General features: G+C 70.6%; 20 protein-coding genes and 6 tRNA genes. 15 read left to right on the top strand and 11 right to left on the bottom strand.

Features of this window, described 5'->3' with window-relative positions:
- Window positions 1-13: 13 nt before the first annotated feature.
- Window positions 14-2,134, bottom strand: coding sequence for a DEAD/DEAH box helicase (locus tag ACI2LY_RS25415; RefSeq protein ID WP_404709155.1), 2,121 nt, complete (start codon window positions 2,132-2,134; stop codon window positions 14-16).
- Window positions 2,135-2,361: 227 nt separating this feature from the next.
- Complete coding sequence (locus ACI2LY_RS25410) at window positions 2,362-2,883, bottom strand: hypothetical protein (RefSeq protein ID WP_404709154.1); 522 nt, start codon at window positions 2,881-2,883, stop codon at window positions 2,362-2,364.
- Between the two features lie 133 nt (window positions 2,884-3,016).
- Here ACI2LY_RS25410 and ACI2LY_RS25405 point away from each other — a divergent pair, with 133 nt between their 5' ends.
- The 8 genes from ACI2LY_RS25405 (at window position 3,017) to ACI2LY_RS25370 (ending at window position 10,178) form a co-directional block, all read left to right on the top strand.
- A complete protein-coding gene (locus ACI2LY_RS25405; RefSeq protein WP_389003288.1) occupies window positions 3,017-3,367 on the top strand; it encodes a metallopeptidase family protein in 351 nt (116 codons plus the stop codon).
- Window positions 3,368-3,430: 63 nt separating this feature from the next.
- Entirely contained in the window at window positions 3,431-4,900 is a 1,470-nt protein-coding gene (locus ACI2LY_RS25400; protein ID WP_404709153.1) for a metallophosphoesterase, read from the top strand.
- Window positions 4,901-5,009: 109 nt separating this feature from the next.
- Window positions 5,010-5,085, top strand: a tRNA-Glu gene (locus ACI2LY_RS25395).
- Window positions 5,086-5,303: 218 nt separating this feature from the next.
- Window positions 5,304-5,378: transfer RNA gene (locus ACI2LY_RS25390), tRNA-Asp, on the top strand.
- A 24-nt stretch (window positions 5,379-5,402) separates the two neighbouring features.
- A tRNA-Phe gene (locus ACI2LY_RS25385) sits at window positions 5,403-5,476 on the top strand.
- 195 nt (window positions 5,477-5,671) lie between these two features.
- A complete protein-coding gene (locus tag ACI2LY_RS25380; RefSeq protein ID WP_404709152.1) occupies window positions 5,672-5,962 on the top strand; it encodes a hypothetical protein in 291 nt (96 codons plus the stop codon).
- Between the two features lie 101 nt (window positions 5,963-6,063).
- Window positions 6,064-10,008 carry an ATP-dependent RNA helicase HrpA gene (hrpA, locus tag ACI2LY_RS25375; RefSeq protein WP_404709151.1) on the top strand — a complete coding sequence of 1,315 codons (3,945 nt, stop codon included), beginning with the start codon at window positions 6,064-6,066 and terminating at the stop codon, window positions 10,006-10,008.
- A gap of 95 nt (window positions 10,009-10,103) precedes the next feature.
- Window positions 10,104-10,178, top strand: a tRNA-Asp gene (locus ACI2LY_RS25370).
- 630 nt (window positions 10,179-10,808) lie between these two features.
- Here the strand turns inward: ACI2LY_RS25370 and bldC are convergent.
- Entirely contained in the window at window positions 10,809-11,015 is a 207-nt protein-coding gene (gene bldC / locus ACI2LY_RS25365; RefSeq protein ID WP_003949541.1) for a developmental transcriptional regulator BldC, read from the bottom strand.
- Between the two features lie 531 nt (window positions 11,016-11,546).
- Window positions 11,547-12,389: a hypothetical protein gene (locus tag ACI2LY_RS25360; RefSeq protein WP_404709150.1), complete on the bottom strand. Its 843-nt coding sequence runs from the start codon at window positions 12,387-12,389 to the stop codon at window positions 11,547-11,549.
- 247 nt (window positions 12,390-12,636) lie between these two features.
- On the opposite strand from ACI2LY_RS25360, the gene ACI2LY_RS25355 reads away from it, so the two are divergent.
- Together ACI2LY_RS25355 and ACI2LY_RS25350 are read left to right on the top strand one after the other, a co-directional pair.
- Window positions 12,637-13,731: a Leu/Phe/Val dehydrogenase gene (locus ACI2LY_RS25355; protein WP_404709149.1), complete on the top strand. Its 1,095-nt coding sequence runs from the start codon at window positions 12,637-12,639 to the stop codon at window positions 13,729-13,731.
- Window positions 13,732-14,076: 345 nt separating this feature from the next.
- The gene (locus tag ACI2LY_RS25350) at window positions 14,077-14,325 is read left to right on the top strand and encodes a DUF3073 domain-containing protein (RefSeq protein ID WP_389003307.1); all 249 of its coding nucleotides are present in this window, start codon (window positions 14,077-14,079) and stop codon (window positions 14,323-14,325) included.
- Between the two features lie 115 nt (window positions 14,326-14,440).
- On the opposite strand, the gene purM is transcribed toward ACI2LY_RS25350, so the two are convergent.
- From purM to purS, 7 genes are all read right to left on the bottom strand, one after another.
- On the bottom strand, window positions 14,441-15,511 hold the full coding sequence (gene purM / locus ACI2LY_RS25345; RefSeq protein WP_404709148.1) for a phosphoribosylformylglycinamidine cyclo-ligase: 1,071 nt from the start codon (window positions 15,509-15,511) through the stop codon (window positions 14,441-14,443).
- A 43-nt stretch (window positions 15,512-15,554) separates the two neighbouring features.
- A complete protein-coding gene (purF, locus tag ACI2LY_RS25340) occupies window positions 15,555-17,084 on the bottom strand; it encodes an amidophosphoribosyltransferase (RefSeq protein ID WP_389003313.1) in 1,530 nt (509 codons plus the stop codon).
- 200 nt (window positions 17,085-17,284) lie between these two features.
- Window positions 17,285-17,725, bottom strand: a complete 441-nt coding sequence (locus ACI2LY_RS25335; RefSeq protein ID WP_404709147.1) for an META domain-containing protein — start codon at window positions 17,723-17,725, stop codon at window positions 17,285-17,287.
- A gap of 58 nt (window positions 17,726-17,783) precedes the next feature.
- Window positions 17,784-18,539 carry a sterol carrier family protein gene (locus ACI2LY_RS25330; protein WP_404709146.1) on the bottom strand — a complete coding sequence of 252 codons (756 nt, stop codon included), beginning with the start codon at window positions 18,537-18,539 and terminating at the stop codon, window positions 17,784-17,786.
- Window positions 18,540-18,598: 59 nt separating this feature from the next.
- Window positions 18,599-20,857, bottom strand: coding sequence for a phosphoribosylformylglycinamidine synthase subunit PurL (gene purL / locus ACI2LY_RS25325; protein ID WP_404709145.1), 2,259 nt, complete (start codon window positions 20,855-20,857; stop codon window positions 18,599-18,601).
- Window positions 20,854-21,534, bottom strand: a complete 681-nt coding sequence (gene purQ / locus ACI2LY_RS25320; protein ID WP_404709144.1) for a phosphoribosylformylglycinamidine synthase subunit PurQ — start codon at window positions 21,532-21,534, stop codon at window positions 20,854-20,856. The genes purL and purQ overlap by 4 nt, the downstream gene beginning before the upstream one ends.
- Window positions 21,531-21,794: a phosphoribosylformylglycinamidine synthase subunit PurS gene (purS, locus tag ACI2LY_RS25315; protein WP_389003334.1), complete on the bottom strand. Its 264-nt coding sequence runs from the start codon at window positions 21,792-21,794 to the stop codon at window positions 21,531-21,533. Before purS ends, purQ begins: the two co-directional genes overlap by 4 nt.
- 269 nt (window positions 21,795-22,063) lie before the next feature.
- Here purS and ACI2LY_RS25310 point away from each other — a divergent pair, with 269 nt between their 5' ends.
- The 5 genes from ACI2LY_RS25310 to ACI2LY_RS25290 all read left to right on the top strand — a co-directional run bounded on the left by ACI2LY_RS25310 (window position 22,064) and on the right by ACI2LY_RS25290 (window position 24,679).
- Entirely contained in the window at window positions 22,064-22,381 is a 318-nt protein-coding gene (locus ACI2LY_RS25310; RefSeq protein WP_389003337.1) for an Lsr2 family protein, read from the top strand.
- Between the two features lie 156 nt (window positions 22,382-22,537).
- Window positions 22,538-22,609: transfer RNA gene (locus ACI2LY_RS25305), tRNA-Gly, on the top strand.
- 79 nt (window positions 22,610-22,688) lie between these two features.
- Window positions 22,689-22,761, top strand: a tRNA-Gly gene (locus tag ACI2LY_RS25300).
- 158 nt (window positions 22,762-22,919) lie between these two features.
- Entirely contained in the window at window positions 22,920-23,876 is a 957-nt protein-coding gene (locus tag ACI2LY_RS25295; RefSeq protein WP_404709143.1) for an ABC transporter ATP-binding protein, read from the top strand.
- Window positions 23,873-24,679, top strand: a complete 807-nt coding sequence (locus tag ACI2LY_RS25290) for an ABC transporter permease (protein WP_404709142.1) — start codon at window positions 23,873-23,875, stop codon at window positions 24,677-24,679. Before ACI2LY_RS25295 ends, ACI2LY_RS25290 begins: the two co-directional genes overlap by 4 nt.
- Window positions 24,680-24,705: the final 26 nt, after the last annotated feature.

Raw genomic sequence — 24,705 nt, 5'->3', positions numbered from 1 at the left:
AGCTCACCTGGTGTCAGCCGTTGTGCTTCCAGCGGGGCTTGTCCTCGCGGCGGCCGAAGGAGGAGCCGTTGCCACGGTGGTCGTCACGACGGCCGGAGGGACGGTCGTGGCCGCCGGAGCGGAAGCCCGGACGGTCGTCGCGGCGCTCACGGTTGAAGGGACGGTCGCTGCCCCGGTGGCCGCCACGGTCGTCACGGCGGAAGCCACCGCGGTCGTCACGGCGCTCGAAGCCACGGCCACCACGGTCGTCACGGCGCTCGAAGGAACGGCCACCGCGGTCGTCACGGCGCTCGCCGCCACGGTCGTCACGGCGCTCGAAGGAACGGCCGCCACGGTCGTCACGACGCTCGAAGCCACGGCCACCACGGTCGTCACGACGCTCGAAGCCACGGCCACCACGGTCGTCACGACGCTCGCCACCACGGTCGTCACGGCGGAAACCGCCACGGTCGTCACGGCGCTCGAACGAACGGCCGCCACGGTCGTCACGACGCTCGAAGCCACGGCCACCACGGTCGTCACGGCGGTCGCCGCCACGGTCGCGGTCGAAGGAGCGGCGCTCCCGGCCCGCCGGGCGCTCGTCGCGCTCGGGCTCGCGGGCCGCCGGACGCTCCGCCTCGGCGGCCGCCTCGGCCACGGCCTGCTCGGCGACGGCCTGGGCCTCCGCCACGGCGGCCTCGGGGTCCTCGCCACGCTCGCGGGCGACCCGCGCCACCAGGCGGTCGGCGTCCTCGCGCAGCTCACCGGCGCGGCGCTGGGCGCGCTCCAGCTGCTTGACCAGCTGGGCGACCTCACGCTCGGCCTGCTGCGCGGCGTTGCCCGCGGACTCGGCCTGCACCTCGGTCATGGAGCGGGCGCCGGTGATCTCGGCGACCTCGGGCTCGAAGGCACCGGCCCCCTGGATGATGTGGCGCGCGGCGTCGACGCCCGCGTCCTCCATCAGCCGGAAGATCTGGCGGCGCTGGTGCGGCAGGGACAGCGAGACGACCGTGCCGGAGCGGCCTGCGCGGGCCGTACGGCCGGAGCGGTGCAGGTAGTCCTTGTGGTCGCCCGCCGGGTCGACGTTGAGGACCAGGTCGATGCCGTCGACGTGGATGCCGCGCGCGGCGACGTCGGTGGCGACGAGCGCGTTGACGTAGCCGTCCTTGAAGTCGGCCAGCGTGCGGGTACGGGCGCCCTGGGTCATGCCGCCGTGCAGCGCGTCGGCCTTCACGCCGGACTCGCGCAGCTGCTCGGCGATGCGGTCGGCGCCCAGCTGGGTGCGGACGAAGATGATCGTGCGGCCCTTGCGGGAGGCGATCGCGGCGGTGACCGGCGCCTTGTCCTTGGGCTTCACGATGAGGATGTGGTGCGACATGGTCGTGACGTTGCCCTGGGCGCTGTCGACCTCGTGCGTCACCGGGTTGTTCAGGTAGCGCTTGACCAGCGTGGAGATCTCGTTCTCCATGGTGGCCGAGAACAGCATGCGCTGGCCGCCGGCCGGGACCTGGTCGAGCAGCTCGGTGACCTCGGGCAGGAAGCCCAGGTCGGACATCTGGTCGGCCTCGTCGAGGACCGCGATCTGGACGTCCTCGAGGGAGCAGGCGCCGCGGTTGATGATGTCGCGCAGGCGGCCCGGGGTGGCGACGAGGACGTCGACGCCGCGCTCGAGGGCGTAGATCTGGTTGCCCATCGAGGTGCCGCCGCAGACGACCTTCATCTTCAGGCCGAGCACGTCACCGTACGGCTGGAGGGCGTCGGCGACCTGCATCGCCAGCTCGCGGGTCGGCGTCATGATGACGGCGCGCGGGCGCTTCTTCTCGGTGCGGCCACCGGCCAGCGAGGCCAGGGTGGGCAGACCGAAGGAGAGGGTCTTGCCGGAGCCGGTGCGGCCACGGCCGAGGATGTCCTTGCCGGCCAGGGCGTCCGGGATGGTCGCGGCCTGGATCGGGAACGGGGTGGTGACACCGTTCTGCGCGAGCTTGCGCACGATGCCCTCGGGCAGACCGAGGTCGGCGAAGGTGATCTGGGGGGTGGTGTCGGCGGCCTCGTCGGCCTCGACGACAGCGGTGACCTCGTTCGTCTCGTCGACGAGAGCGATCTCGTCCTCGGGGCTCTCGGGCACGACGAACTGGTCAGAACTGGAAACGGACATGCGAATGCGAAACCTTCCGGAGTCTCTCGGCACGCGCCCGTCAACTCCGTGATTCGCTCAACACAACCGCCTCAATGCGGTCCGTCACGGCAAAGGAGAGTACGCGCCACACGGCGCGCTCTGCGATGGCGCCGGGCAAATGGGATCAAACGATCTACCACCATACGCACCCCCCACCCCTGAAGGCAAACCAGCTCGTCAGCGCCGGTCCGGCGGCCCCGCGGGGCTCACACCGCGACCCGTACGGCGGGCACCGGAACCCGTCCGCCGAGCTGCGGGGCGGGGTCCTCGTGGGCCGACGACGACGGCTCGGCCGAGGGCGGCTCGGTGACCGGCGGCGGCGGGGTCGACGCGGGCGGCGCGGGCGGCTCGGACGTCACCGGGGGCGGCGTCGGCTCGCCCGAGGGTACCGGCTCACCGGGCCGCACCGTCTGCCCCGGCTCGGACGGCGCCGCCGAACCCTTCTCGCCCGGCTCGCGTTGGTCCGCCGAGGCGGAGGCCGACTCCCCGTGCCGCTTCTTCTTGCCGCCGTGCCCGTGCTTGCCGTCGCCGCCCTCGTCCTCGTCGTCCACCCCGGCTCCGCCACCCCCGGACACCGGCCCGCCCCCGGAGTCCGCCCCCTCCCGCTGGGCGGCGGAGTGCGGGGTACGGGCGGGGCCCGCGTCGTCGCCGACGCGCACACAGCCGGAGGCGGCGGCCACGGCCAGCACCGCGACGACCAGACGGACGGGTACGTACAAGCGGCGCACGACGGCCACCTCCGACAGCGGGGAACGGAAACGCCCTGCCCAACTCCCGCCGCCCGCAAGAGGACACGCGGCCCGTCGGGCCCGCCCGCGCGTACACCTCCCCCGCCGGGCGCCGGTCCCCGACAATGGCCGTGTGCTGCAGATGACACGCGACAGGTTCGAAGAGCTGGTGAGCGAGGCCCTGGACCGTATCCCGCCGGAACTGACGCGGGTCATGGACAACGTGGCCGTCTTCGTGGAGGACGAGCCCTCCGCCGACGACCCCGAACTGCTCGGTCTGTACGAGGGCACCCCGCTCACCGAGCGCGGCGAGTGGTACGCCGGGGTCCTCCCCGACCGCATCAGCATCTACATGGGCCCCACCCTGCGGTACTGCGAGACCGCCGAGGAGGTGGTCCACGAGGTGGCCGTCACCGTCGTCCACGAGGTCGCCCACCACTTCGGCATCGAGGACGCCCGGCTGCACGAACTGGGCTGGGGCTGATCCGGGGCGCCGCATGGTCCAGCGCCCCGCATGGTCCGGCGTTCGTACGGGCATACGGCACCAATGCCCACAGCCCCCGCCGCTCCCGTCCCGGACCCGCCCCGCGACCGGAAGTGGTGGCGTCTGCCGCGCCGGACGGGCGGCGGCCCTTGGCTCCGGGCGTTGGGCCTGACGGGTGTCGTGCTCGTCGGGGCGTGGCTGGGGCTGCTGATCGTCGGCAACGTCCGGGCCCCGGTCGGCCCGATGGACACCACGATGGCCCTGCGGCCCTCCCTCAGCGGCGGCACCAAGGTCAATGTCTCCCCGCTCGGCGCGCTGACCCTGGACAGCCATGTCGCGCCCGTCCGGCTGGACGTCGACGTGGACCAGCTCGACCCGGCCCGCGCCCAGGCACTGGTGGACCACCCCGAGCGGCTGTCCGGGCTCCAGGACGAGGTGGCCCGGGACGTCCAGCGGGGCACGCTCGACCTCGCGGTGCGCTCGTGCGTGGCCGTCGTCACCGGCGCGACCGCGCTCGGCCTCGCCGTCTACCGGCGTCCGCGCCCCGCGCTGGCGGCGGGCGGTCTCGCGCTGGCGCTGCTCGCGGCCTCCGGGGTGTCGGCGTGGGCCACGTGGAACCCCAAGTCGGTGCTGGAGCCGAAGTTCTCCGGCCTGCTCTCCTCGGCACCGTCCGTGGTGGGCAACGCCCGCAGCATCGTCACCGACTTCGACGTCTACCAGCAGGAACTGGCCCGCCTGGTGACCAACGTGACCAAGCTGTACGACGTCGCCTCCACGCTCCCCGCCTACCAGCCCGACCCGACCACCATCCGGGTCCTGCACGTCTCCGACATCCACCTCAACCCGGCCGCGTGGAAGATCATCGGCTCGCTGGTGGACCAGTACAAGGTCGATGTGATCGTCGACTCCGGCGACACCATGGACCACGGCACCTCGGCGGAGAACGGCTTCCTCGATCCGGTGAAGGACCTGGGCGCGCCGTACGTGTGGGTCCGGGGCAACCACGACTCGCGCGCCACCCAGCGCTATCTGGAGGGCATCAAGAACGCGCACGTGCTGGACGAGGGCGAGGCCGAGACGATCGCCGGGGTGCGCTTCGCGGGCACCGGCGACCCCCAGTTCACCCCCGACCGCTCCCAGCCGACCGGCGGCGACGCGGCCGAACGGCTCGCGGGCGCCCGGCTCGCCTCGGCACTGCGCGACCAGCAGGCGAAGGGCACCCCGGTGGACATCGCGGTGGCGCACGAACCGGTGGCCGCCGCCGGGACCGACGGCACGGTGCCGCTGGTGCTCTGCGGCCATCTGCACACCCAGGGCACGAAGATCCTTCCGCTGGGCACCCGACTGCGCCGCGAGGGCTCGACCGGAGGCAGCGGACTGCGCGCGGTGGAGGGCCGGTACCCGGCGCCGATCGAGGCGTCGGTGCTCTACCTGGACCGGGACACCCGGCGGCTCCAGGCATGGGACGCGATCAAGCTGGGCGGGCTCGGGCGGACCACGGCGGAGGTCAGCCGACATCTGGTGAAGCACTGAACCCCGGCCCGGCGTCCTCACCGCGGCGAAGGGTTTTGCCCATACCGCTCACGATCCCCTATGCTGCAGACGTCCCCGACGCGCTGCGAAGCGCCCAGGCGGGCCGATAGCCCTCATCGTCTAGCGGCCTAGGACGCCGCCCTTTCAAGGCGGTAGCACGGGTTCGAATCCCGTTGGGGGCACCACAACAGACTTGTCGCGAAAGCCCGCCCTGATCCAGGGCGGGCTTTCGCGTTTCCCCATGTCCGGGCACCGGCCGCCGTCGAAAAGCGCGGTACGGAGCACCGCCCCTGCTCTGATACGCTTCTCGAGCGACGTCAGCCCAACAGATGCGCACCTCACCCCCGGTGGGAAACGCGTTGGGAGGACCCGCAACCTTGTGCGACACTGTCGTACAGCGCAAGGTCCTGTGGAGCAGTTTGGAGTGCTCGCCACCCTGTCAAGGTGGAGGCCGCGGGTTCAAATCCCGTCAGGACCGCTGAGGTTTCACGTGAAACCTCGTGGCTGGGTAGCTCAGTTGGTACGAGCGATCGCCTGAAAAGCGATAGGTCGCCGGTTCGACCCCGGCCCCAGCCACAATCGCCCGATTCGGGCCGAACCCCCTCCGGTTTCTGGAGGGGGTTCTTGCGTTGCGGGGCCTCCGAGAGTGCGGTTGCAGCCGGATAGCGCCGGACTAGAGTGAAAATCATCCATTCGTGGGGAAATCTCTCAAGGGGGCGTTTCATGCCCGCCACGAACAGAAGACGGACGGCTGCCCTGTGTTCGGTCCTCATGGCCGCCGGCATCGTCCTCACTCCGATCGGTATCCAGCAGGCGTCGGCGGCGCCCGCTCAGGCCCACGTCGGCACCACGACGACGGCACCCGCCTCCCCCGGGGACTACAAGAAGGGGTTCCGGGACGGCTTCAGGTCCGGGTACCGCGATGGCCGCCACTGCCATCACCACAACGGCGACCACCGCGACGGGAAGGGCCTCTCGCTGAAGGACCCGAACCGCGACTACCAGCAGGGATTCAAGAACGGCTACAAGTCGGGGTTCCGACTCGGCCGCGACTCCTGCTGACCCTCGGCACCGAGGTCACACCGAGGTCACACCCAGGTCCAGCACCCCCCGCGTCAATTCGTTCGCGCGGTTTTTCCCCGAGGTGAGATCCTGGACCGCGTATGTCTACGCATCCCGCCCCCGCCTTGGGGTCTCTCGCCTCCCGTCTGACCGAGCTGTCGCTGCGTGACGCGCACGGGCTCGGGCGCAGGCTCGAAGGCGCACGCAAGATCCGCAAGCCGGAGGCGCGTGCCGCCGTCCTGGCCGAGCTGGAGGGCGAGGTCGACAAGGCCGCGTCCCGGATGACCGAGCGGCGCTCCCGGGTGCCCTCGGTCAGCTATCCCGAGCAGCTCCCGGTCAGCCAGAAGAAGGACGAGATCGCGGCCGCCATCCGCGATCACCAGGTCGTCATCGTGGCCGGTGAGACCGGTTCCGGTAAGACCACGCAGATCCCCAAGATCTGTGTGGAGCTGGGCCGGGGCCTGCGCGGGATGATCGGGCACACCCAGCCCCGCCGGATCGCCGCCCGGACCGTCGCGGAGCGGGTCGCCGACGAGCTGCACACCCCGCTCGGCGAGACCGTCGGCTGGAAGGTCCGCTTCACCGACCAGGTGAACCCGGACGCCACCTTCATCAAGCTGATGACGGACGGCATCCTGCTCGCGGAGATCCAGAACGACCGCGAGCTGCGGGCCTACGACACGATCATCATCGACGAGGCCCACGAGCGGTCCCTCAACATCGACTTCCTGCTCGGCTACCTCGCCCAGCTGCTGCCCAAGCGGCCGGACCTGAAGGTCGTCATCACCTCGGCGACCATCGACCCGGAGCGCTTCTCCCGGCACTTCGGCGACGCCCCGATCATCGAGGTCAGCGGACGGACCTACCCGGTGGAGGTGCGCTACCGGCCGCTGCTGGAGGAGGACTCCACCGACGCCGACCGGGACCAGATCACCGCGATCACCGACGCCGTCGAGGAACTGATGGCCGAGGGCCCCGGCGACGTGCTCGTCTTCCTCTCCGGCGAGCGGGAGATCCGGGACACCGCGGACGCCCTGGAGAAGAAGAAGTTCCGCTCGACCGAGGTGCTCCCGCTGTACGCGCGCCTCTCGCACGCCGAGCAGCACCGGGTGTTCCAGCAGCACACCGGGCGCCGGATCGTGCTGGCGACCAACGTCGCCGAGACCTCGCTGACCGTGCCCGGCATCAAGTACGTGATCGACCCCGGCTTCGCCCGGATCAGTCGCTACAGCCACCGCACCAAGGTCCAGCGGCTGCCCATCGAACCGGTCTCGCAGGCCAGCGCCAACCAGCGCAAGGGCCGCTGCGGCCGTACCTCCGACGGCATCTGCATCCGGCTGTACTCCGAGGACGACTTCCTCGCCCGGCCGGAGTTCACCGACGCCGAGATCCTGCGCACCAACCTCGCCTCCGTCATCCTGCAGATGACAGCGGCCGGCCTCGGCGAGATCGAGAAGTTCCCCTTCATCGACCCGCCGGACCACCGCAACATCCGCGACGGCGTCCAGCTCCTCCAGGAACTCAACGCCCTGGACCCGGCGCAGAAGGACCCGCGCAGACGGCTCACCGACACCGGCCGCAAGCTCGCCCAGCTGCCCGTCGACCCGCGCCTGGCCCGGATGGTGCTGGAGGCCGCGAAGAACGGCTGTGTCCGCGAGGTCATGGTCATCGCCGCCGCGCTCTCCATCCAGGACCCGCGCGAGCGCCCGGCCGACAAGCAGACCCAGGCCGACCAGAGCCACGCCCGCTTCCGCGACGAGACCAGCGACTTCCTCGCCTACCTCAACCTCTGGCGGTACCTGCGCGAGCAGCAGAAGGAGCGCGGCTCCTCCTCGTTCCGCCGGATGTGCAAGCAGGAGTACCTGAACTTCCTGCGGGTGCGCGAGTGGCAGGACATCTACCTCCAGCTGCGCACGGTCGCCAAGCAGATGGACATCCACCTCAACGAGGACGACGCCCCCGCCGACCGCGTCCATGTCTCGCTCCTCGCGGGCCTGCTCTCCCACGTCGGGATGAAGGACGTGAAGGACGGCAACAAGAACGAGTACCTGGGCGCCCGCAACGCCAAGTTCGCGGTGTTCCCCGGCTCCTCGCTGTTCAAGAAGCAGCCCAAGTTCCTGATGTCCGCCGAGCTGGTGGAGACCTCCCGGCTCTGGGCCCGCGTCAACGCCAAGATCGAGCCCGAGTGGGTCGAGCCGCTCGCGGAGCACCTGCTGAAGCGCACGTACAGCGAGCCGCACTGGGAGAAGGACCAGGCGGCCGTGATGGCGTACGAGAAGGTGACGCTGTACGGCGTGCCGATCGTCGCCCAGCGCAAGGTGAACTACGGGCGGATCGACCCGGAGATCTCCCGCGAGCTGTTCATCCGCAACGCCCTGGTCGAGGGCGACTGGCGCACCCACCACAAGTTCTTCGCCGACAACCGCAAGCTGCTCAGCGAGGTCGAGGAGCTGGAGCACCGGGCGCGCCGCCGGGACATCGTCGTGGACGACGAGACGCTGTTCGACTTCTACGACCAGCGGGTGCCCGAACACGTCGTCTCCGGCGCCCACTTCGACTCCTGGTGGAAGCGCAAGCGGCACGAGCAGCCCGAATTCCTGGACTTTGAGCGGGAGATGCTCATCCGGGAGTCGGCGGAGGCGGTCACCAAGGCCGACTATCCCGACAGTTGGCGCCAGGGTGAGCTGAAGTTCCGGGTGACCTACCAGTTCGAGCCGGGCGCGGACGCCGACGGGGTGACCGTGCACATCCCGCTCCAGGTGCTCAACCAGGTCACCGACGAGGGCTTCGAGTGGCAGATCCCGGGCTTGCGCGAGGACGTCGTCACCGAGCTGATCCGCTCCCTGCCCAAGCCGATCCGCCGCAACTACGTCCCGGCGCCGAACTACGCCAAGAAGTTCCTGCAGCGGGCGGTACCGCTCCAGGAGCCGCTGACGACGACCATGGCGCGCGAGCTGAAGCGCATGGTGGGCGTGCCCTTCGAGGCCGAGGACTTCGACTGGTCGCGGGTGCCGGACCATCTGAAGGTCACCTTCCGGATCGTGGACGAGCGGCGCCGCAAGCTGGCCGAGGACAAGGACCTGGAGGCGCTCAAGCTCCGGCTGCGCCCGAAGGCCCGCGAGGCCATCTCCCAGGCGGCCGCCGCCACCGCGTCCCGGCAGGGCGGGCCCTCGCTGGAGCGGTCGGGCCTGACCGACTGGAGCATCGGCACCCTCAGCCGGGTCTTCGAGACCCGTCGGGCCGGGCAGCCGGTGAAGGCGTACCCGGCGCTGGTGGACGACGGCGACACGGTCTCGGTCCGCCTCTTCGACACCGAGGAGGAGCAGGCCGAGGCGATGTGGAAGGGCGTACGGCGGCTGATCCTGCGCAACATCCCGGTGAACCCGGCGAAGTTCGCGTCCGAGAAGCTGACCAACGCGCAGAAGCTCGCGCTGTCCGCCAATCCGCACGGTTCGGTGCAGGCGCTGTTCGACGACTGCGCGATGGCGGCGGCCGACAAGCTGATCGCGGACTTCGGCGGTCCGGTGTGGGACGAGGAGTCGTACCGGAAGCTCTACGACAAGGTGCGGGCCGACATCGTGGACACCACCGTGCGCGCGGTGGGCCAGACGCAGCAGGTGCTGGCCGCCTGGCAGGCGTGCGAACGGCGGCTGAAGTCGGTCACCAGCCCGACGCTGCTGGCCAATCTGACGGACGTACGGCAGCAGTTGGACGCGTTGGTGAAGCCCGGCTTCGTGACGTGGGCGGGCATCGCGCGGCTGCCGCATCTGATGCGCTACCTGGTGGCCGCCGACCGGCGCCTGCAGCAGATGCCGACCAGCGTCCAGCGGGACACCACCCGTATGCAGAAGGTGCACGAGATGCGGGACGAGTACGCCTGGCTGCTGGAGCAGCTGCCCCAGGGACGCCCGGTGCCCCGGCGGGTGCTGGACATCCGCTGGATGCTGGAGGAGCTGCGGGTCAGCTATTTCGCCCACGCCCTGGGCACGGCGTACCCGGTCTCCGACAAGCGGATCGTGAAGGCGATCGACGCCGCCGCACCGTAGCGGAGCGGACGCGCTGGGTGAGTTCGACCAGGGCCCCCGGACTCCTGTACAGTCCTTCTCGCAGCGCAACGCGGAAACGAAGCGCCGCACCAGATGGTCCTGTGGAGCAGTTTGGAGTGCTCGCCACCCTGTCAAGGTGGAGGCCGCGGGTTCAAATCCCGTCAGGACCGCAGAAAGAGAAGGGCCCCCGGAATCCGGGGGCCCTTCCGTCGTTCCGGGCGGCTGTGGGCGCCCTGTGCGGCCTGCGGAGGCGGGGTGCGGCGGCACCGGCCCGGCGCGGGACGCGGGCGCCCCTGAGCGCACACCTGGGGCCTTCCCCGCGCCGTCGGCGCCGCGTCCGGCCGCCACCCCCAACACCCGTTCCCACAGGGGGTGATGAGACGGGAAGGGCGCTAATAGCGCACCTGTGAGCGGAACGACAAGCGTCTTGGCGTGTGACGGGAGTCACGGCATGAGTTTTTGAAACTCAGGTTTTTACTGCTGCCCTACAACAGGTCAATTTAATATGTGCAATTGCACCCTTCCCCAGGGGTGTCCCCAGGGCCTTCCCGCAGCCCTCCCCAGACTCCGACAAGGCCGCGCACGCGGGGGTCGGCGGACCGCCGTGAGCGCACAAAAAAGATCGCGCTGGACCCGGCGGAGTCCAGCGCGATCGACGACGCTTCTCGATGCCGCGCGCCTTCGGAGTCCGTCCGGCGCGCGCAGGGGGCCTGTTGGGGCAGGTCCCGCGTCATATGGAGCTAGGGTTCGGGCGTTTCGGCCGGTTGGGGGGCCGGTCGTTTTGCCCGGTTGTTCAGTTGTTATGCCTCGCTGCGCTGCTGCGGGATGCCCGCGAGCAGTGCGCGGACCTCCGCCTCGCGGTAGCGCCGGTGCCCGCCGAGCGTGCGGATCGACGTGAGCTTGCCGGCCTTCGCCCACCGCGTGACCGTCTTGGGGTCGACACGGAACATGGTGGCGACCTCAGCCGGGGTCAGCAGCGGCTCGGCATCAGGGGTGCGAGCGGTCATGAGCGGCCTCCTCGGGAGAACCGAACCTTCTCGGTTCTTTCCTCTAAATTCTGCACCTTGACCCGCGTTGCCCGAAATGGCGGACGCGAGTCGAGTCGGTTATAGGACGAACGGCTTGTCCTCGGCACTACAACTACACCATCTGTCCAGCCGCGTCGGCCAAACCGATGGAATTGCCCTCCCAGGTGTTCATCCACGACGGAAGCCGATGGACCATGCCATAGCGGACAGTCACGCCGACGTGACGATCAGTCACATGGCGATCGGGAGCCACAAGACCCACCAAAGCGTGCAATGCGGAGAATCCGCCCATAGTGGAGCACAGATGGGCAGACAGAGTCCTCCCCGGACTCCTTGTCCTATTTTGGCACGAGGAGTGGCAAGAGACGCAAGGGCCGTGTAAGTGCCGTCCATCACCCAATGAGGCAAAAGCCCGGTTCGAGGTCAACGTCACGCCAAACGGCCCAAGTTCCGTAGACCGTACGCTGTTCGAGGCCATTTCGACCGTGACGTGCGTCACTCGGGCGGGGTTCAGTTCGCCGAGCGCAGGTCCCGCACCGACCGCCAGCGGGCCGCCAGCCGCCCGTAGGCCAGGCTCGCGGCGCTTCCGTCGCCCCGGCGCAGCGCGTCGACGCCGTCGGCGACGTCCGCCGCGGAGTGGTCCTCCTGAAGCGTCCGGCCCGGCACCGCGTGCACCAGGCCGCCGTAGTCCAGCTCGACCACCGAGCGCGGGTGGAACTCCTCCAGCCAGCGGCCGACGTCCAGCACACCGTCGATCAGCGGGCTCTCCTGGACGGTGTCCCTGAGGGTGCGCAGCGACCGCGCCACCCGGCGCCGGGCCTGCACCATCGGCGTGCGGTAGCGCAGCATCGCCGGGGTCTCGCCGCTGCGCGGCTCGAAGCGGCGCTCCTCGTCGGCGACCAGCACGAACCAGTTCAGCGGGATCTGCCAGGTCGCGCCGCGGATCCAGGAGCGGGCCCCGGGGTTGCGCTCGAGCCAGCGCTCGTAGTCCTGGGCGGCCTGGTCGCGCACCAGGGGCGGGAGAACCGCGTCCAGCACCGGGGTGGGCAGTTCCTCGCCGAGGCCCGCCAGCGCCTGCCAGCCGCGCAGCCGGGTCCGCCAGGGGCAGACGCACACCACGCCGTCCCGCTCCAGCACGAACGCGTCGGCGCTCTCGTGCACCGGGACCGGCACCGGCGGGGTGGGCAGCAGATCGGCCAGCGAGCGGCGCAGCTCGTCCTGGTAGGTGGGGCGGTCGGAGCGGCGGGCGTAGCGGGTCCAGTGGTCGCGCTCCGGCTCCGGGAAGGCGGCCAGCGGCTCGTACACGCGCAGGTACGCGGCATAGGGGACGACCACCGAGGACACCTTGGGCACGCCTGCTCACTCCCCATCCCGATCGCCTCGAAACCACCGCGAATCGTGCCACGGCCGCACCCGCGGGTCGCACCTGCGGGTGATCCTCGGCGGGTGCCGGTCCTGGGCCGGGCGCAGGCTCTACTCTCAGCCTTGCGGCCCAACGGCCGCGTGGCAGCATCCCGCCACCCTCCCCCGCCACCAAAAGTGTGGGGGCACCCCAGGGGCTCCGGCCCCGCCCGCCGCTTCTTACACAGGAGTCACCACAGTGACCGAGGTAACCGGCGTCACCGCAGATGTCCTGCACACCCTGTTCCGCTCGGACCAGGGCGGCCATGAGCAGGTCGTGCTCTGCCAGGACCGCGCCACCGGCCTGAAGGCCGTCATCGCCATCCACTCCACCGCGCTGGGCCCCGCGCTCGGCGGCACCCGCTTCCACCCGTACCCGGACGAGGCGGCGGCCGTGGCCGACGCGCTCCAGCTCGCGCGCGGGATGTCGTACAAGAACGCCATGGCCGGGCTCGACCACGGCGGCGGCAAGGCCGTGATCATCGGCGACCCGGCGCGGGACCGCACCGAGGAGCTGCTGCTCGCGTACGGCCGCATGGTCGCCTCGCTCGGCGGCCGCTACGTCACCGCGTGCGATGTCGGTACCTATGTCGCCGACATGGACGTGGTGGCCCGCGAGTGCCGCTGGACGACCGGACGCTCGCCGGAGCAGGGCGGCGCGGGCGACTCCTCGGTGCTCACCGCGTTCGGCGTCTACCAGGGCATGCGTGCCTCGGCGCAGCATCTGTGGGGCGACCCCTCGCTGCGGGACCGTGTGATCGGCATCGCGGGCGTGGGCAAGGTCGGCCGCCATCTGGTCGGGCATCTGCTGGCGGAGGGCGCGCAGGTCGTGGTGACCGATGTGCGCGCGGCGGCCGTGGACGGGATCGTCGCGGCCCACCCCGCCGTGCGCCGGGTCGCGGACACCGAGACGCTGATCCGCCTGGAGGGGCTCGACATCTACGCCCCCTGCGCGCTCGGCGGTGCGCTGGACGACCACACGGTGCCGGTGCTGACCGCGTCCGTGGTGTGCGGCGCGGCCAACAACCAGCTCGCCCACCCCGGTGTGGAGAAGGACCTCCAGGACCGGGGCATCCTCTACGCGCCGGACTACGTGGTGAACGCGGGCGGGGTCATCCAGGTCGCCGACGAGCTGCACGGCTTCGACTTCGACCGGTGCCGGGCGAAGGCCGCGAAGATCTTCGACACCACGTTGGCGATCTTCGCACGTGCGAAGGCGGACGGGGTTCCGCCCGCCGCGGCGGCCGACCGGATCGCCGAGCAGCGGATGGCCGACGCGCGCGCCGCGCACTGACCGACACGCCGGGGAGACACCGACCCGGCGATCGTGCCCGCCCCGCGTCCGGGTGGGCGCCCGAGGCCCCCGGCGGTACCCGCCGGGGGCAACTTGGAGAGAACTGTCACTTCCGTCGGCGGGTCGTACCCCGATAAGTGGTTAAAATCGCCATTGACCAGCGAGGACAGGGCACCTCGTGGGTCCTGTGCACACGCGCGTGCTGCGGGCGACGTACCGTATGGGCGCGGGCTCAGGTACCGTGGAAGCCCTACGGACCGGCCTCTCTACGGGGAGTCCGTTTCGGATCATGAACGCGTGTCAGACTCTGGGGCCGTTGAGCCCCGTCACCGAGGGGGTCGAGCCATGGGGCGCGGCCGGGCCAAGGCCAAGCAGACGAAGGTCGCCCGCCAGCTGAAGTACAACAGCGGTGGGACTGATCTGTCGCGTCTGGCCAGTGAACTGGGCGCATCGACTTCGAACGAGCCGCCGAACAGCGAGCCGTTCGAGGACGATGAGGGCGACGAGGAAGACCTCTACTCCCGTTACGCCGACCTCTATGAGGACGACGAGGACGAGGACGACGGTCCCTCACAGCACCGTCGCGGCGCTTGACCTTGCACTGAGCATGTCGCATTGAGCAGCCGAAGACCGGTCGGTGGCACTGCCACCGACCGGCTTCTGTGCTGTCCGGGGCCGACCGGCCCCCGCCGCTGGACCGCGTAGTCGCCTAGACCGCGTAGTCGCCGACGAGTCCGGCGGCGCTCTCCTGCTCGCCGCGCTCGGCGATCGTGCCGGCCACCCAGGCGTCGACGCCCCGGTCGGCCAGCGTGGTCAGCGCGGCCTCGGCGGACTCCGCCGGTACGACGGCCATCATGCCGACGCCCATGTTCAGGGTCTTCTCCAGCTCCAGGCGCTCGACGTCGCCCGTCCGGCCGACCAGGTCGAAGATCGCGCCCGGCGTCCAGGTGGAGCGGTCCACGGTGGCGTACAGCCCGTCCGGGATCACCCGGGCCAGGTTGGCCGCGAGGCCGCCGCCGGTGATGTGCGAGAAGGCGTGCACCTCGGTGGTGCGGGTCAGCGCCAGGCAGTCCAGCGAGTAGATCTTCGTGGGCTCCAGCAGCTCCTCGCCGAGCGTCCGACCGAGCTCCGCGATCTCGCTCTCCAGCGCCAGCCCGGCCCGCTCCAGCAGGACGTGGCGGACCAGGGAGTACCCGTTGGAGTGAAGCCCGGAGGACGCCATGGCGATCACCACGTCACCGGAGCGGATGCGGTCGGGGCCCAGCAGCCGGTCGGCCTCCACCACGCCGGTACCGGCACCGGCCACGTCGAAGTCGTCGGGGCCGAGCAGTCCGGGGTGCTCGGCGGTCTCGCCGCCCACCAGGGCGCACCCGGCGAGCACACAGCCCTCCGCGATGCCCTTGACGATCGCGGCGACCCGCTCGGGGTGGACCTTGCCGACACAGATGTAGTCGGTCATGAACAGCGGCTCGGCGCCGCACACCACGATGTCGTCCATGACCATGGCGACCAGGTCGTGCCCGATGGTGTCGTACACGCCGAGGCGGCGCGCGATGTCGACCTTGGTGCCGACACCGTCCGTGGCGGAGGCGAGCAGCGGGCGCTCGTAGCGCTTGAGGGCGGAGGCGTCGAAGAGGCCGGCGAAGCCGCCGATGCCGCCGAGGACCTCGGGGCGGCGCGTCTTCTTCACCCACTCCTTCATCAGCTCGACGGCGCGGTCGCCCGCCTCGATGTCGACGCCCGCGCTCGCGTAGCTGGCACCCGTGGTCTCAGAGGACATGGCAGAAGAGAACTTTCCTGTCGTACGGCTCGGTCGGCGCGGTTCAGGGACGCCGGATGGCGTCGGCCGCGGCGGTGGCGGCGGTCCCGGCCGCCAGCTCGGTCTCCAGCAGCTGCTTGCCGAGCAGCTCCGGGTCGGGCAGGTCCATCGGGTACTCACCGTCGAAGCAGGCCCGGCACAGGTTCGGCTTGGCGATGGTGGTCGCCTCGATCATGCCGTCGATGGAGATGTAGGCGAGCGAGTCGGCGCCCAGGCTGGTGCCGATCTCCTCGATCGTCATGCCGTTGGCGATCAGCTCGGCGCGGGTGGCGAAGTCGATGCCGAAGAAGCAGGGCCACTTCACCGGGGGCGAGGAGATCCGGATGTGGACCTCGGCGGCGCCCGCCTCGCGCAGCATGCGGACCAGGGCCCGCTGGGTGTTGCCGCGCACGATGGAGTCGTCCACGACGACCAGGCGCTTGCCCTTGATGACTTCCTTGAGCGGGTTCAGCTTCAGCCGGATGCCGAGCTGGCGGATCGTCTGCGAGGGCTGGATGAAGGTCCGGCCGACGTAGGCGTTCTTCACCAGGCCGTTGCCGAAGGGGATGCCGGACGCCTCGGCGTAGCCGATCGCGGCCGGGGTGCCGGACTCCGGGGTCGCTATGACCAGGTCGGCCTCGGCGGGCGCCTCCTTGGCCAGGCGGCGGCCCATCTCCACCCGGGACAGGTAGACGTTCCGGCCGGCGATGTCGGTGTCCGGGCGGGCCAGGTACACGTACTCGAAGACACAGCCCTTGGGCTTCGCTTCCGCGAACCGGGAGCTGCGCAGGCCGTTCTCGTCGATGGCGATGAACTCGCCCGGCTCGATCTCCCGGACGTAGGACGCGCCGCAGATGTCGAGGGCCGCGGACTCGGAGGCGACCACCCAGCCGCGCTCCAGCCGACCGAGGACCAGCGGGCGGATGCCCTGCGGGTCACGGGCGGCGTAGAGGGTGTGCTCGTCCATGAAGACGAGCGAGAACGCGCCCTGGACCTTCGGGAGCACCGCGTGCGCGGCCTCCTCGATGGTCAGCGGCTTGCCGTCCTCGTCGACCTGGGCGGCGAGGAGTGCCGTCAGCAGGTCGGTGTCGTTGGTGGCCGCGACGCGGGTGGAGCGGCCGTTGGTGTCCTTGGGCAGGTCGGCGACCATCTCCGCCAGTTGGGCGGTGTTGACCAGGTTGCCGTTGTGGCCGAGCGCGATCGAACCGTGCGCGGTGGCGCGGAACGTCGGCTGGGCGTTCTCCCACACGGAGGCGCCGGTGGTCGAGTAGCGGGCGTGTCCGACCGCGATATGACCCTGGAGCGAACCGAGTGAGGTTTCGTCGAAGACCTGGGAGACCAGGCCCATGTCCTTGAAGACGAGGATCTGGGAGCCGTTGCTGACCGCGATACCCGCGGATTCCTGGCCCCGGTGCTGGAGGGCGTAGAGCCCGAAGTACGCGAGCTTGGCGACCTCTTCGCCGGGCGCCCAGACCCCGAAGACGCCGCAAGCGTCCTGGGGGCCTTTTTCGCCGGGAAGCAGATCGTGATTGAGTCGACCGTCACCACGTGGCACGTTCCCGAGTGTAGGCGAGGCCGACCGCTGGGCCGAATCAGGGATATGTGGCCCTCGCCGAACCCGGACTCGCGATCACCTTGGTGGATTCTACGTTTCCGCAGGTCAGAGAGGTGTCGCTGCGGAGCGGATCGGGTGGCCGGGCCCCGGTGGGCGCTCCTGGGGCCGCTGGGGCCCGGCCCCGAGTGAGGTGTCGCACATCAATGGGACGCGCTCGGCGTGAGCTGGACGCGCGCTCCCTTCTCCGTGGTGAGGGTCAGCGCGCCGTCGTCGGTGCGTGCCGTGAGCGCGCCGGAGTCGAGGGCGCGGGTGAGGGCGCGTTCGAAGGTCATCCGGGGTTCGTCGCACGCCATCCGGGTCGTGCGCAGGGTGCCGAAGTCGATCCGGCCGTCGTCGATGGTGGTGGGTGCGGAGAACGTGTTGCAGCCGAGGTTGCCGGTCGCCCGGCCGTCGTCGCCGATGCGGATACGGGCCGCCGCGGGGGCGCGGTGCGTGGTGCCGCCCTCGGTGACGCTGTCCACCCGCCAGTCGGTGCCGGTGAGCTTGGGCGGCGGGGCCACCGATCCGCTGCCGGGGTCGGCGGTGTCGTTCCCACAGGCCACCGCGAGCGGTACGAGCGCGGCGGCCACGGTCAGTGTCATGCGCTGCGTGTGCCGGTCCATGCCGGTTCGACGCGCGCGGCGCCGCCGGGGTTCCCCGCTATCGGCCGAGTGGCAGCAGGCCGGAGAGGTCGGCGCGTTCCCCGCTCGCGCTCACCTCGGCCCGCGCGACGGCGTCCGCCCAGGTCAGACGCCCGGTGGCGAGGCGGACCCAGGTGAGCGGGCCGGTCTCGACCACGTTGGGCGGTGTCCCCCGGGTGTGTCTGAGCCCCTCCACGCACTGCACCACCGCGTACGGCGGCACCCGCACCTCGGTGGACCCGCCGGGCGCCTTCACGGCGAGGGCGTCCGCGAGCAGCCGGGTAGCGGCGGCCAGCGCGTGCCGGTCCAGCGGCACGTCGAGTCCGGGCACGGCGTCGGACAGGTCGTCGGCGGCGAGGACCAGTTCGACGGCCAGGGTGACCAGGTACTCGTTGAGCGGCAGCACCCCGGCACCGGTGTCCACCAGCGGGCTGCCGGGGTGGTCGGCCAGCAGGGCGCGCAGATCGTCCTCGGCCCCACCGAGATCGAGCGGCACGGGCGTGAACGCGACGGCCCGGTGCAGCGGCCACTCCGCGAGCGGCAACGTCTGCTTGAACTTGGCCGGCCGCTCCACCGCCTGCCGCACGGCGACGACGGACGCGGCGACCTGCGCGGCCAGCTCCCCCACGGTCATCCCCTCCCGCCGCGTAGGCAGCGCGAGTTGACCGGGGTCGAGCCCCTCCACCGCCTTCCTCACCCCACCGAGCTGTGCGAGCACGGCGGCACGGGTCCGGAGGGGGTCGTACTTACGGGGGCGCTTCTTGGCCGGGGGCATGGGGCGACCCTATGCCGGGACGGCCCCCGCCCGAGAGGGTCGGGAGCCGTCCGCGGTCGTCACGCCAGCAGCGCCGGGATCGTGTTCTCGTGTGCCTCGCGCAGCTCGGCCAGGGGGAGGGTGAACTCGCCCTGGATCTCGACCGAATCACCGTCCACCACGCCGATCCGCGTGGCCGGGAGGCCCCGGGCGCCGCACATGTCGGTGAAGCGCAGCTCCTCCGAGCGGGGGACGGCGACGAGGGCGCGGCCCGCCGACTCCGAGAGGAGGAAGGTGAAGGCGTCCAGACCGTCCGGGACGATCAGCCGCGCGCCCTTCTCCCCGAGCAGCGCCGACTCGACCACGGCCTGGACGAGGCCGCCGTCGGAGAGGTCGTGCGCGGAGTCGATCATGCCGTCGCGGGAGGCGGAGATCAGGGTCTCGGCGAGCAGCCGCTCCCGCTCCAGGTCGACCTTCGGGGGCAGCCCGCCGAGGTGGTCGTGGACGACCTGGGACCAGGCCGAGCCGCCGAACTCCTCGGAGGTGTCGCCCAGCAGGTAGAGGAGCTGGCCCTCCTCCTGGAAGGCGACCGGGGTGCGCCGGGCCACGTCGTCGATGACGCCGAGGACCGCGACCACCGGGGTCGGGTGGATCGCCGCCTCGCCGGTCTGGTTGTAGAGGGAGACGTTGCCGCCGGTCACCGGGGTGCCGAGCTGGAGGCAGCCGTCCGCCAGACCGCGCACGGCCTCCGCGAACTGCCACATCACGGCCGGGTCCTCGGGCGAACCGAAGTTCAGGCAGTCGGAGACGGCGAGCGGCTTGGCACCGGTCGTCGCCACGTTCCGGTACGCCTCCGCCAGCGCCAGCTGCGCGCCGGTGTACGGGTCGAGCTTGGCGTAGCGGCCGTTGCCGTCGGTGGCGATGGCGACGCCGAGGCCGGTCTCCTCGTCCACGCGGATCATGCCGGAGTCCTCCGGCTGGGCGAGGACGGTGTTGCCCTGCACGAAGTGGTCGTACTGCGAGGTGATCCACTTCTTCGACGCCTGGTTGGGCGACGCGACCAGCTTCAGGACCTGCTCGCGCAGCTCCTCGGGCGTGGCCGGGCGGGGCAGCTTGTTCGCGTCGTCGGCCTGGAGGGCGTCCTGCCAGTCGGGGCGGGCGTAGGGACGCTCGTAGACCGGGCCGTCGTGGGCGACGGTGCGCGGGTCGACGTCGACGATCTTGCCGCCGTGCCAGAAGATCTCCAGCCGGTCGCCGTCGGTGACCTCACCGATGACGGTGGCGATGACGTCCCACTTCTCGCAGATCTCGAGGAAGCGGTCGACCTTCTCCGGCTCGACCACCGCGCACATGCGTTCCTGCGACTCGCTCATGAGGATCTCCTCTGGCGAGAGCGTGGAGTCGCGCAGCGGTACGTCGTCCAGGGTGACGCGCATGCCGCCGGAGCCGTTGGAGGCCAGCTCGCTCGTCGCGCAGGACAGGCCCGCCGCGCCGAGGTCCTGGATGCCGACGACGAGCTTCTCCTTGAACGCCTCCAGGGTGCACTCGATGAGGAGCTTCTCCTGGAAGGGGTCGCCGACCTGGACGGCCGGGCGCTTGCTCGGCTTGGCGTCGTCGAAGGTCTCGGAGGCCAGGATCGACGCGCCGCCGATGCCGTCGCCGCCGGTGCGGGCGCCGTAGAGGATGACCTTGTTGCCCGTGCCGGACGCCTTCGCGAGGTGGATGTCCTCGTGCCGCATCACGCCGATGGCACCGGCGTTGACCAGTGGGTTGCCCTGGTAGCAGGCGTCGAAGACGACCTCGCCGCCGATGTTGGGCAGGCCCAGGCAGTTGCCGTAGCCGCCGATGCCCGCGACCACGCCGGGCAGCACCCGCTTGGTGTCGGGGTGGTCGGCGGCGCCGAAGCGCAGCGGGTCCACGACCGCGACCGGGCGGGCACCCATGGCGATGATGTCGCGCACGATGCCGCCGACGCCCGTGGCCGCGCCCTGGTAGGGCTCGACGTAGGAGGGGTGGTTGTGCGACTCGACCTTGAAGGTGACGGCGTAGCCCTGGCCGACGTCCACCACACCGGCGTTCTCACCGATGCCGACGAGCATGGCGTCCGAGTGGGGCGCCTTCTCGCCGAACTGGCGCAGGTGGACCTTGGAGGACTTGTACGAGCAGTGCTCGGACCACATGACCGAGTACATGGCGAGTTCGGCGCCGGTCGGGCGGCGGCCGAGGATCTCGACCACGCGCTCGTACTCGTCCTTCTTCAGGCCGAGTTCGGCCCAGGGCAGCTCGACGTCGGGGGTCGCGGCCGCGTGCTCGACCGTGTCCAGAGGCGTCCGGCTCATGCGTTGACCAGCTTCTTGAGGATCGAGGTGAAGAACGGGAGGCCGTCGGTGCGGCCGGTTCCGATCAGCGGCTCGACGGCGTGCTCGGGGTGCGGCATGAGGCCGACGACGTTCCCGGCCTCGTTGGTGATGCCGGCGATGTCGCGCAGCGAGCCGTTGGGGTTGACGTCCAGGTAGCGGAAGACCACCCGGCCCTCCGCCTCCAGCTTGTCGAGCGTGTACGCGTCGGCGACGTACCGGCCGTCCATGTTCTTCAGCGGGATGTGGATCTCCTGGCCCTGGCGGTAGTCGCCGGTCCAGGAGGTCTCCGCGTTCTCCACCCGCAGCTTCTGGTCGCGGCAGATGAAGTGGAGGTGGTCGTTGCCGAGCATCCCGCCGGGCAGCAGATGCGCCTCGGTGAGGACCTGGAAGCCGTTGCAGATACCGAGGACCGGCAGGCCGGCCTTCGCCTGCTCGATGACGGTCTCCATCACCGGCGAGAAGCGGGAGATCGCCCCGGCGCGCAGATAGTCGCCGTAGGAGAAACCGCCGGGCAGCACCACGGCGTCGACCTGCTTCAGGTCCTTGTCCTTGTGCCAGAGAGCCACCGGCTCGGCGCCCGCGAGGGTGATCGCGCGCCGGGTGTCACGGTCGTCGAGGCTTCCCGGAAATGTGACGACACCAATACGAGCGGTCACTCGGCGGCCCCCGCTACTTCCTCCACCTTCACGGTGAAGTCTTCGATCACGGTGTTGGCGAGGAAGGATTCCGCCAGATCACGGATGCGGGTGAGCGCGGCCTCGTCGACCGGGCCCTCCACTTCCAGCTCGAATCGCTTTCCCTGACGGACGTCCGAGATCCCCGCGAAACCCAGGCGCGGCAGCGCACGCTGGACCGCCTGGCCCTGGGGGTCGAGGATCTCCGGCTTGAGCATGACGTCGACTACGACGCGTGCCACTGGCACTCCCGATGTGTGGTGCTGAGCAGGTTCCTTCAGACTACCCGTACAAAATTTCTACGCGAGTAGAGTTGGAGGTTTCTACGTGACCCGCATCACGATCGGGTGTCGAACACCTGCCGTGATGAAAATTTCTGGGAAAGTTTTGCGGTCCACGCATGATGCCTATTGAGCCGGGACACGCGGACGTATTCAGTAGGGCTTCCCATTTTATTGCCGGGCACTGTACAAATGAATTGGCGATAGCCGATACGAAGGGACCGATATCCGTGGCGCAAAAAGTCGTGGTCACGCTCTTCGACGACATCGACGGCTCGGAAGCGGCGGAAACGATCGCCTTCGGACTGGACGGCAAGTCGTACGAGATCGACCTGAACGAAACCAACGCCAAGAAACTGCGCAAGGCGCTCGCGCCCTACGTGGAGGCCGGCCGTAAGCGCGCCCGGTCCGGGAAGGCGTACAAGCAGACCGAGGTCGCCCCCGATCCGGCGGCGATCCGCGCCTGGGCCCAGGCGAACAAGATGGAGGTCCCCGCGCGCGGCCGTATCCCGAAGAAGGTCTACGAGGCGTTCAGCGAGGCCCGCTGAGCCCGTAGGGCGGACCCCTCAGGGCCCCGGACGCCGGGCCCTGAGAGTCGTTCACCTGTCCTCGGGGGGAACCGACTTGCGCAACCCCCCTGCTGATCGGCTAATGTCTGGGACACGCCGAGGGGCGAGGCCGAAAGGCCGAAACCCACGGAGCGTGCGGGTGTAGTTCAGTAGTAGAACACCCCCCTTCCAGGGGGGAGGCGCAGTGTGCGATTCCTGTCACCCGCTCTGGCACCGGTCATGACCATCCTTTTGGATCAGGTAGGCTGGTGCTCGCACCGATCGGTGGGAGCCGGTCGGGAGCAGTGCGGACGTAGCTCAGTTGGTAGAGCGCAACCTTGCCAAGGTTGAGGTCGCGAGTTCGAGCCTCGTCGTCCGCTCAGAGAAAAGGCCCCGGTCTTCGGACCGGGGCTTTTTTCATGCCCTCTTGTTGTCCATGCCCTCTTGTCGTTCATGCCCTCGCCGGGCTGACATTTGTCATGCCGACCGATGACACCGCGCACTGCCGGAGCGGCCGGGCCGCCGGGACGCTGAAGTCATGGACAGCGACGAGCAAGAGCACGTGATCCAGGTCACCGACCTGCGGCGCGTCTACGGCACCGGATTCGAGGCCGTGCGGGGCATCACCTTCTCCGTGGCCCGCGGGGAGGTCTTCGCCCTGCTCGGCACCAACGGCGCGGGCAAGACGTCGACCGTCGAACTGCTGGAGGGGCTGGCCCGTCCGGCGGGCGGCCGGGTCCGGGTGTTCGGCCACGATCCCTACCGCGAGCGCGCCGCCGTACGCCCCCGTACCGGGGTCATGCTCCAGGAGGGCGGCTTCCCGGCCGACCTCACCGTCACGGAGACCGCCCGCATGTGGGCGGGGTGCACCAGCGGGGCCCGGTCCGGGGCGGAGGTGCTGGAGCGGGTCGGCCTCGCCGGGAAGAGCGGCGTCCGCGTCAAGCAGCTGTCCGGCGGCGAGCGGCGACGGCTCGATCTGGCACTCGCGCTGCTCGGCGACCCCGAAGTGCTGTTCCTGGACGAGCCGACGACCGGGCTGGACGCCGAAGGGCGCCGGGAAACCTGGGAGTTGGTGCGCTCACTGCGCGAGACGGGGACGACCGTGCTGCTCACCACGCACTATCTGGAGGAGGCGGAAGGGCTCGCCGACCGGCTCGCCATCCTGCACGAGGGGTCCATCGCCGTCACCGGCACACCGGCCGAGGTGACCGCGGACCGCCCGTCCAACATCTCCTTCCGGCTGCCCGAGGGCTGGTTCCCCGGCGACCTGCCCCCACTGCACGAGATGGGCGCCTGCGGCCACGACGTCGACGCCCGGACCATCCGGCTGCGCACCCACGAACTGCAGCGCACCGCCACCGAGTTGCTGCTGTGGGCACGCGGCGCCGGGGTGGAACTGCGCGGGCTGGACGCCCGGTCCGCCTCGCTCGAGGAGGCGTTCCTCGAGATCGCACGCGAGACCTCCGGGTCCCGCCGGAAGGAGTACGCCCGATGAGCGGCACGCACCTCACCCCACGGCCCGCACCGCCCGAACGCACCACCCCGCTCGGCCGGATGGCCGCGCTGGCCCGCGCCGAGCTGTCCTCGTTCGCGCGGAACAGGGGCACGCTGGCCGCCGCCGTCCTCGTGCCGCTGGTGCTGCCGTTCAGCGTGCGCTCGGGGGTCGGGCAGATGGACCTGAAGGACGCGGGGCTCACCGTCGGCCTGGTCATGGTGCCCGCGTCCATCGGCTTCGCGCTGCTGTTCGCCGTCTACTCCACCCTCGTCGGCGTGTTCGTCACCCGGCGCGAACAACTCGTCTTCAAACGACTGCGCACCGGCGAGCCGCGGGACGCCGAGATCCTCGCCGGTGCCGCCCTGCCCGCCGTCTCCGTCGCTCTCGCGCAGTGCGCGGCACTGACGGCCGCGTGCACGGCCCTGCTCCACGTCCCCGCCCCGCGCGCTCCCCAACTCGCGCTGATCGGCCTGGTGTCGGGGATCGTGATGTGCGGTGCGCTCGCCGCGCTCACCGCCGTCTGGACCCGCACCGCCGAGAGCGCCCAGATCACCACCGTCCCCCTGGTGCTCCTCTCGGCGCTCGGCTCCGGCATCGTCATCCCGCTGGAACTCTTCCCCGACCGGCTGGCCCACCTCTGCGAACTGCTGCCGCTCACCCCGGTGATCACCCTGGTGCGCGGCGGCTGGACCGGTGACCTCGGCGCGGGCGAAGCCCTGCGGGCCGTGGGCGTCGCACTGGTCTGGACGGTCGTCGCCGTGTTTGCTGTACGGCGGTGGTTCCGCTGGGAGCCACGGCGCTGAACCGGCCGGGGCCCGACGGTGCCGGA

This window comes from Streptomyces sp. NPDC002176 (assembly GCF_044903645.1).
Taxonomy (GTDB): Bacteria; Actinomycetota; Actinomycetes; order Streptomycetales; family Streptomycetaceae; genus Streptomyces.
Note: the sequence above shows the minus strand (reverse complement) of the source record. Positions and strands in the feature narration are given on the sequence as shown.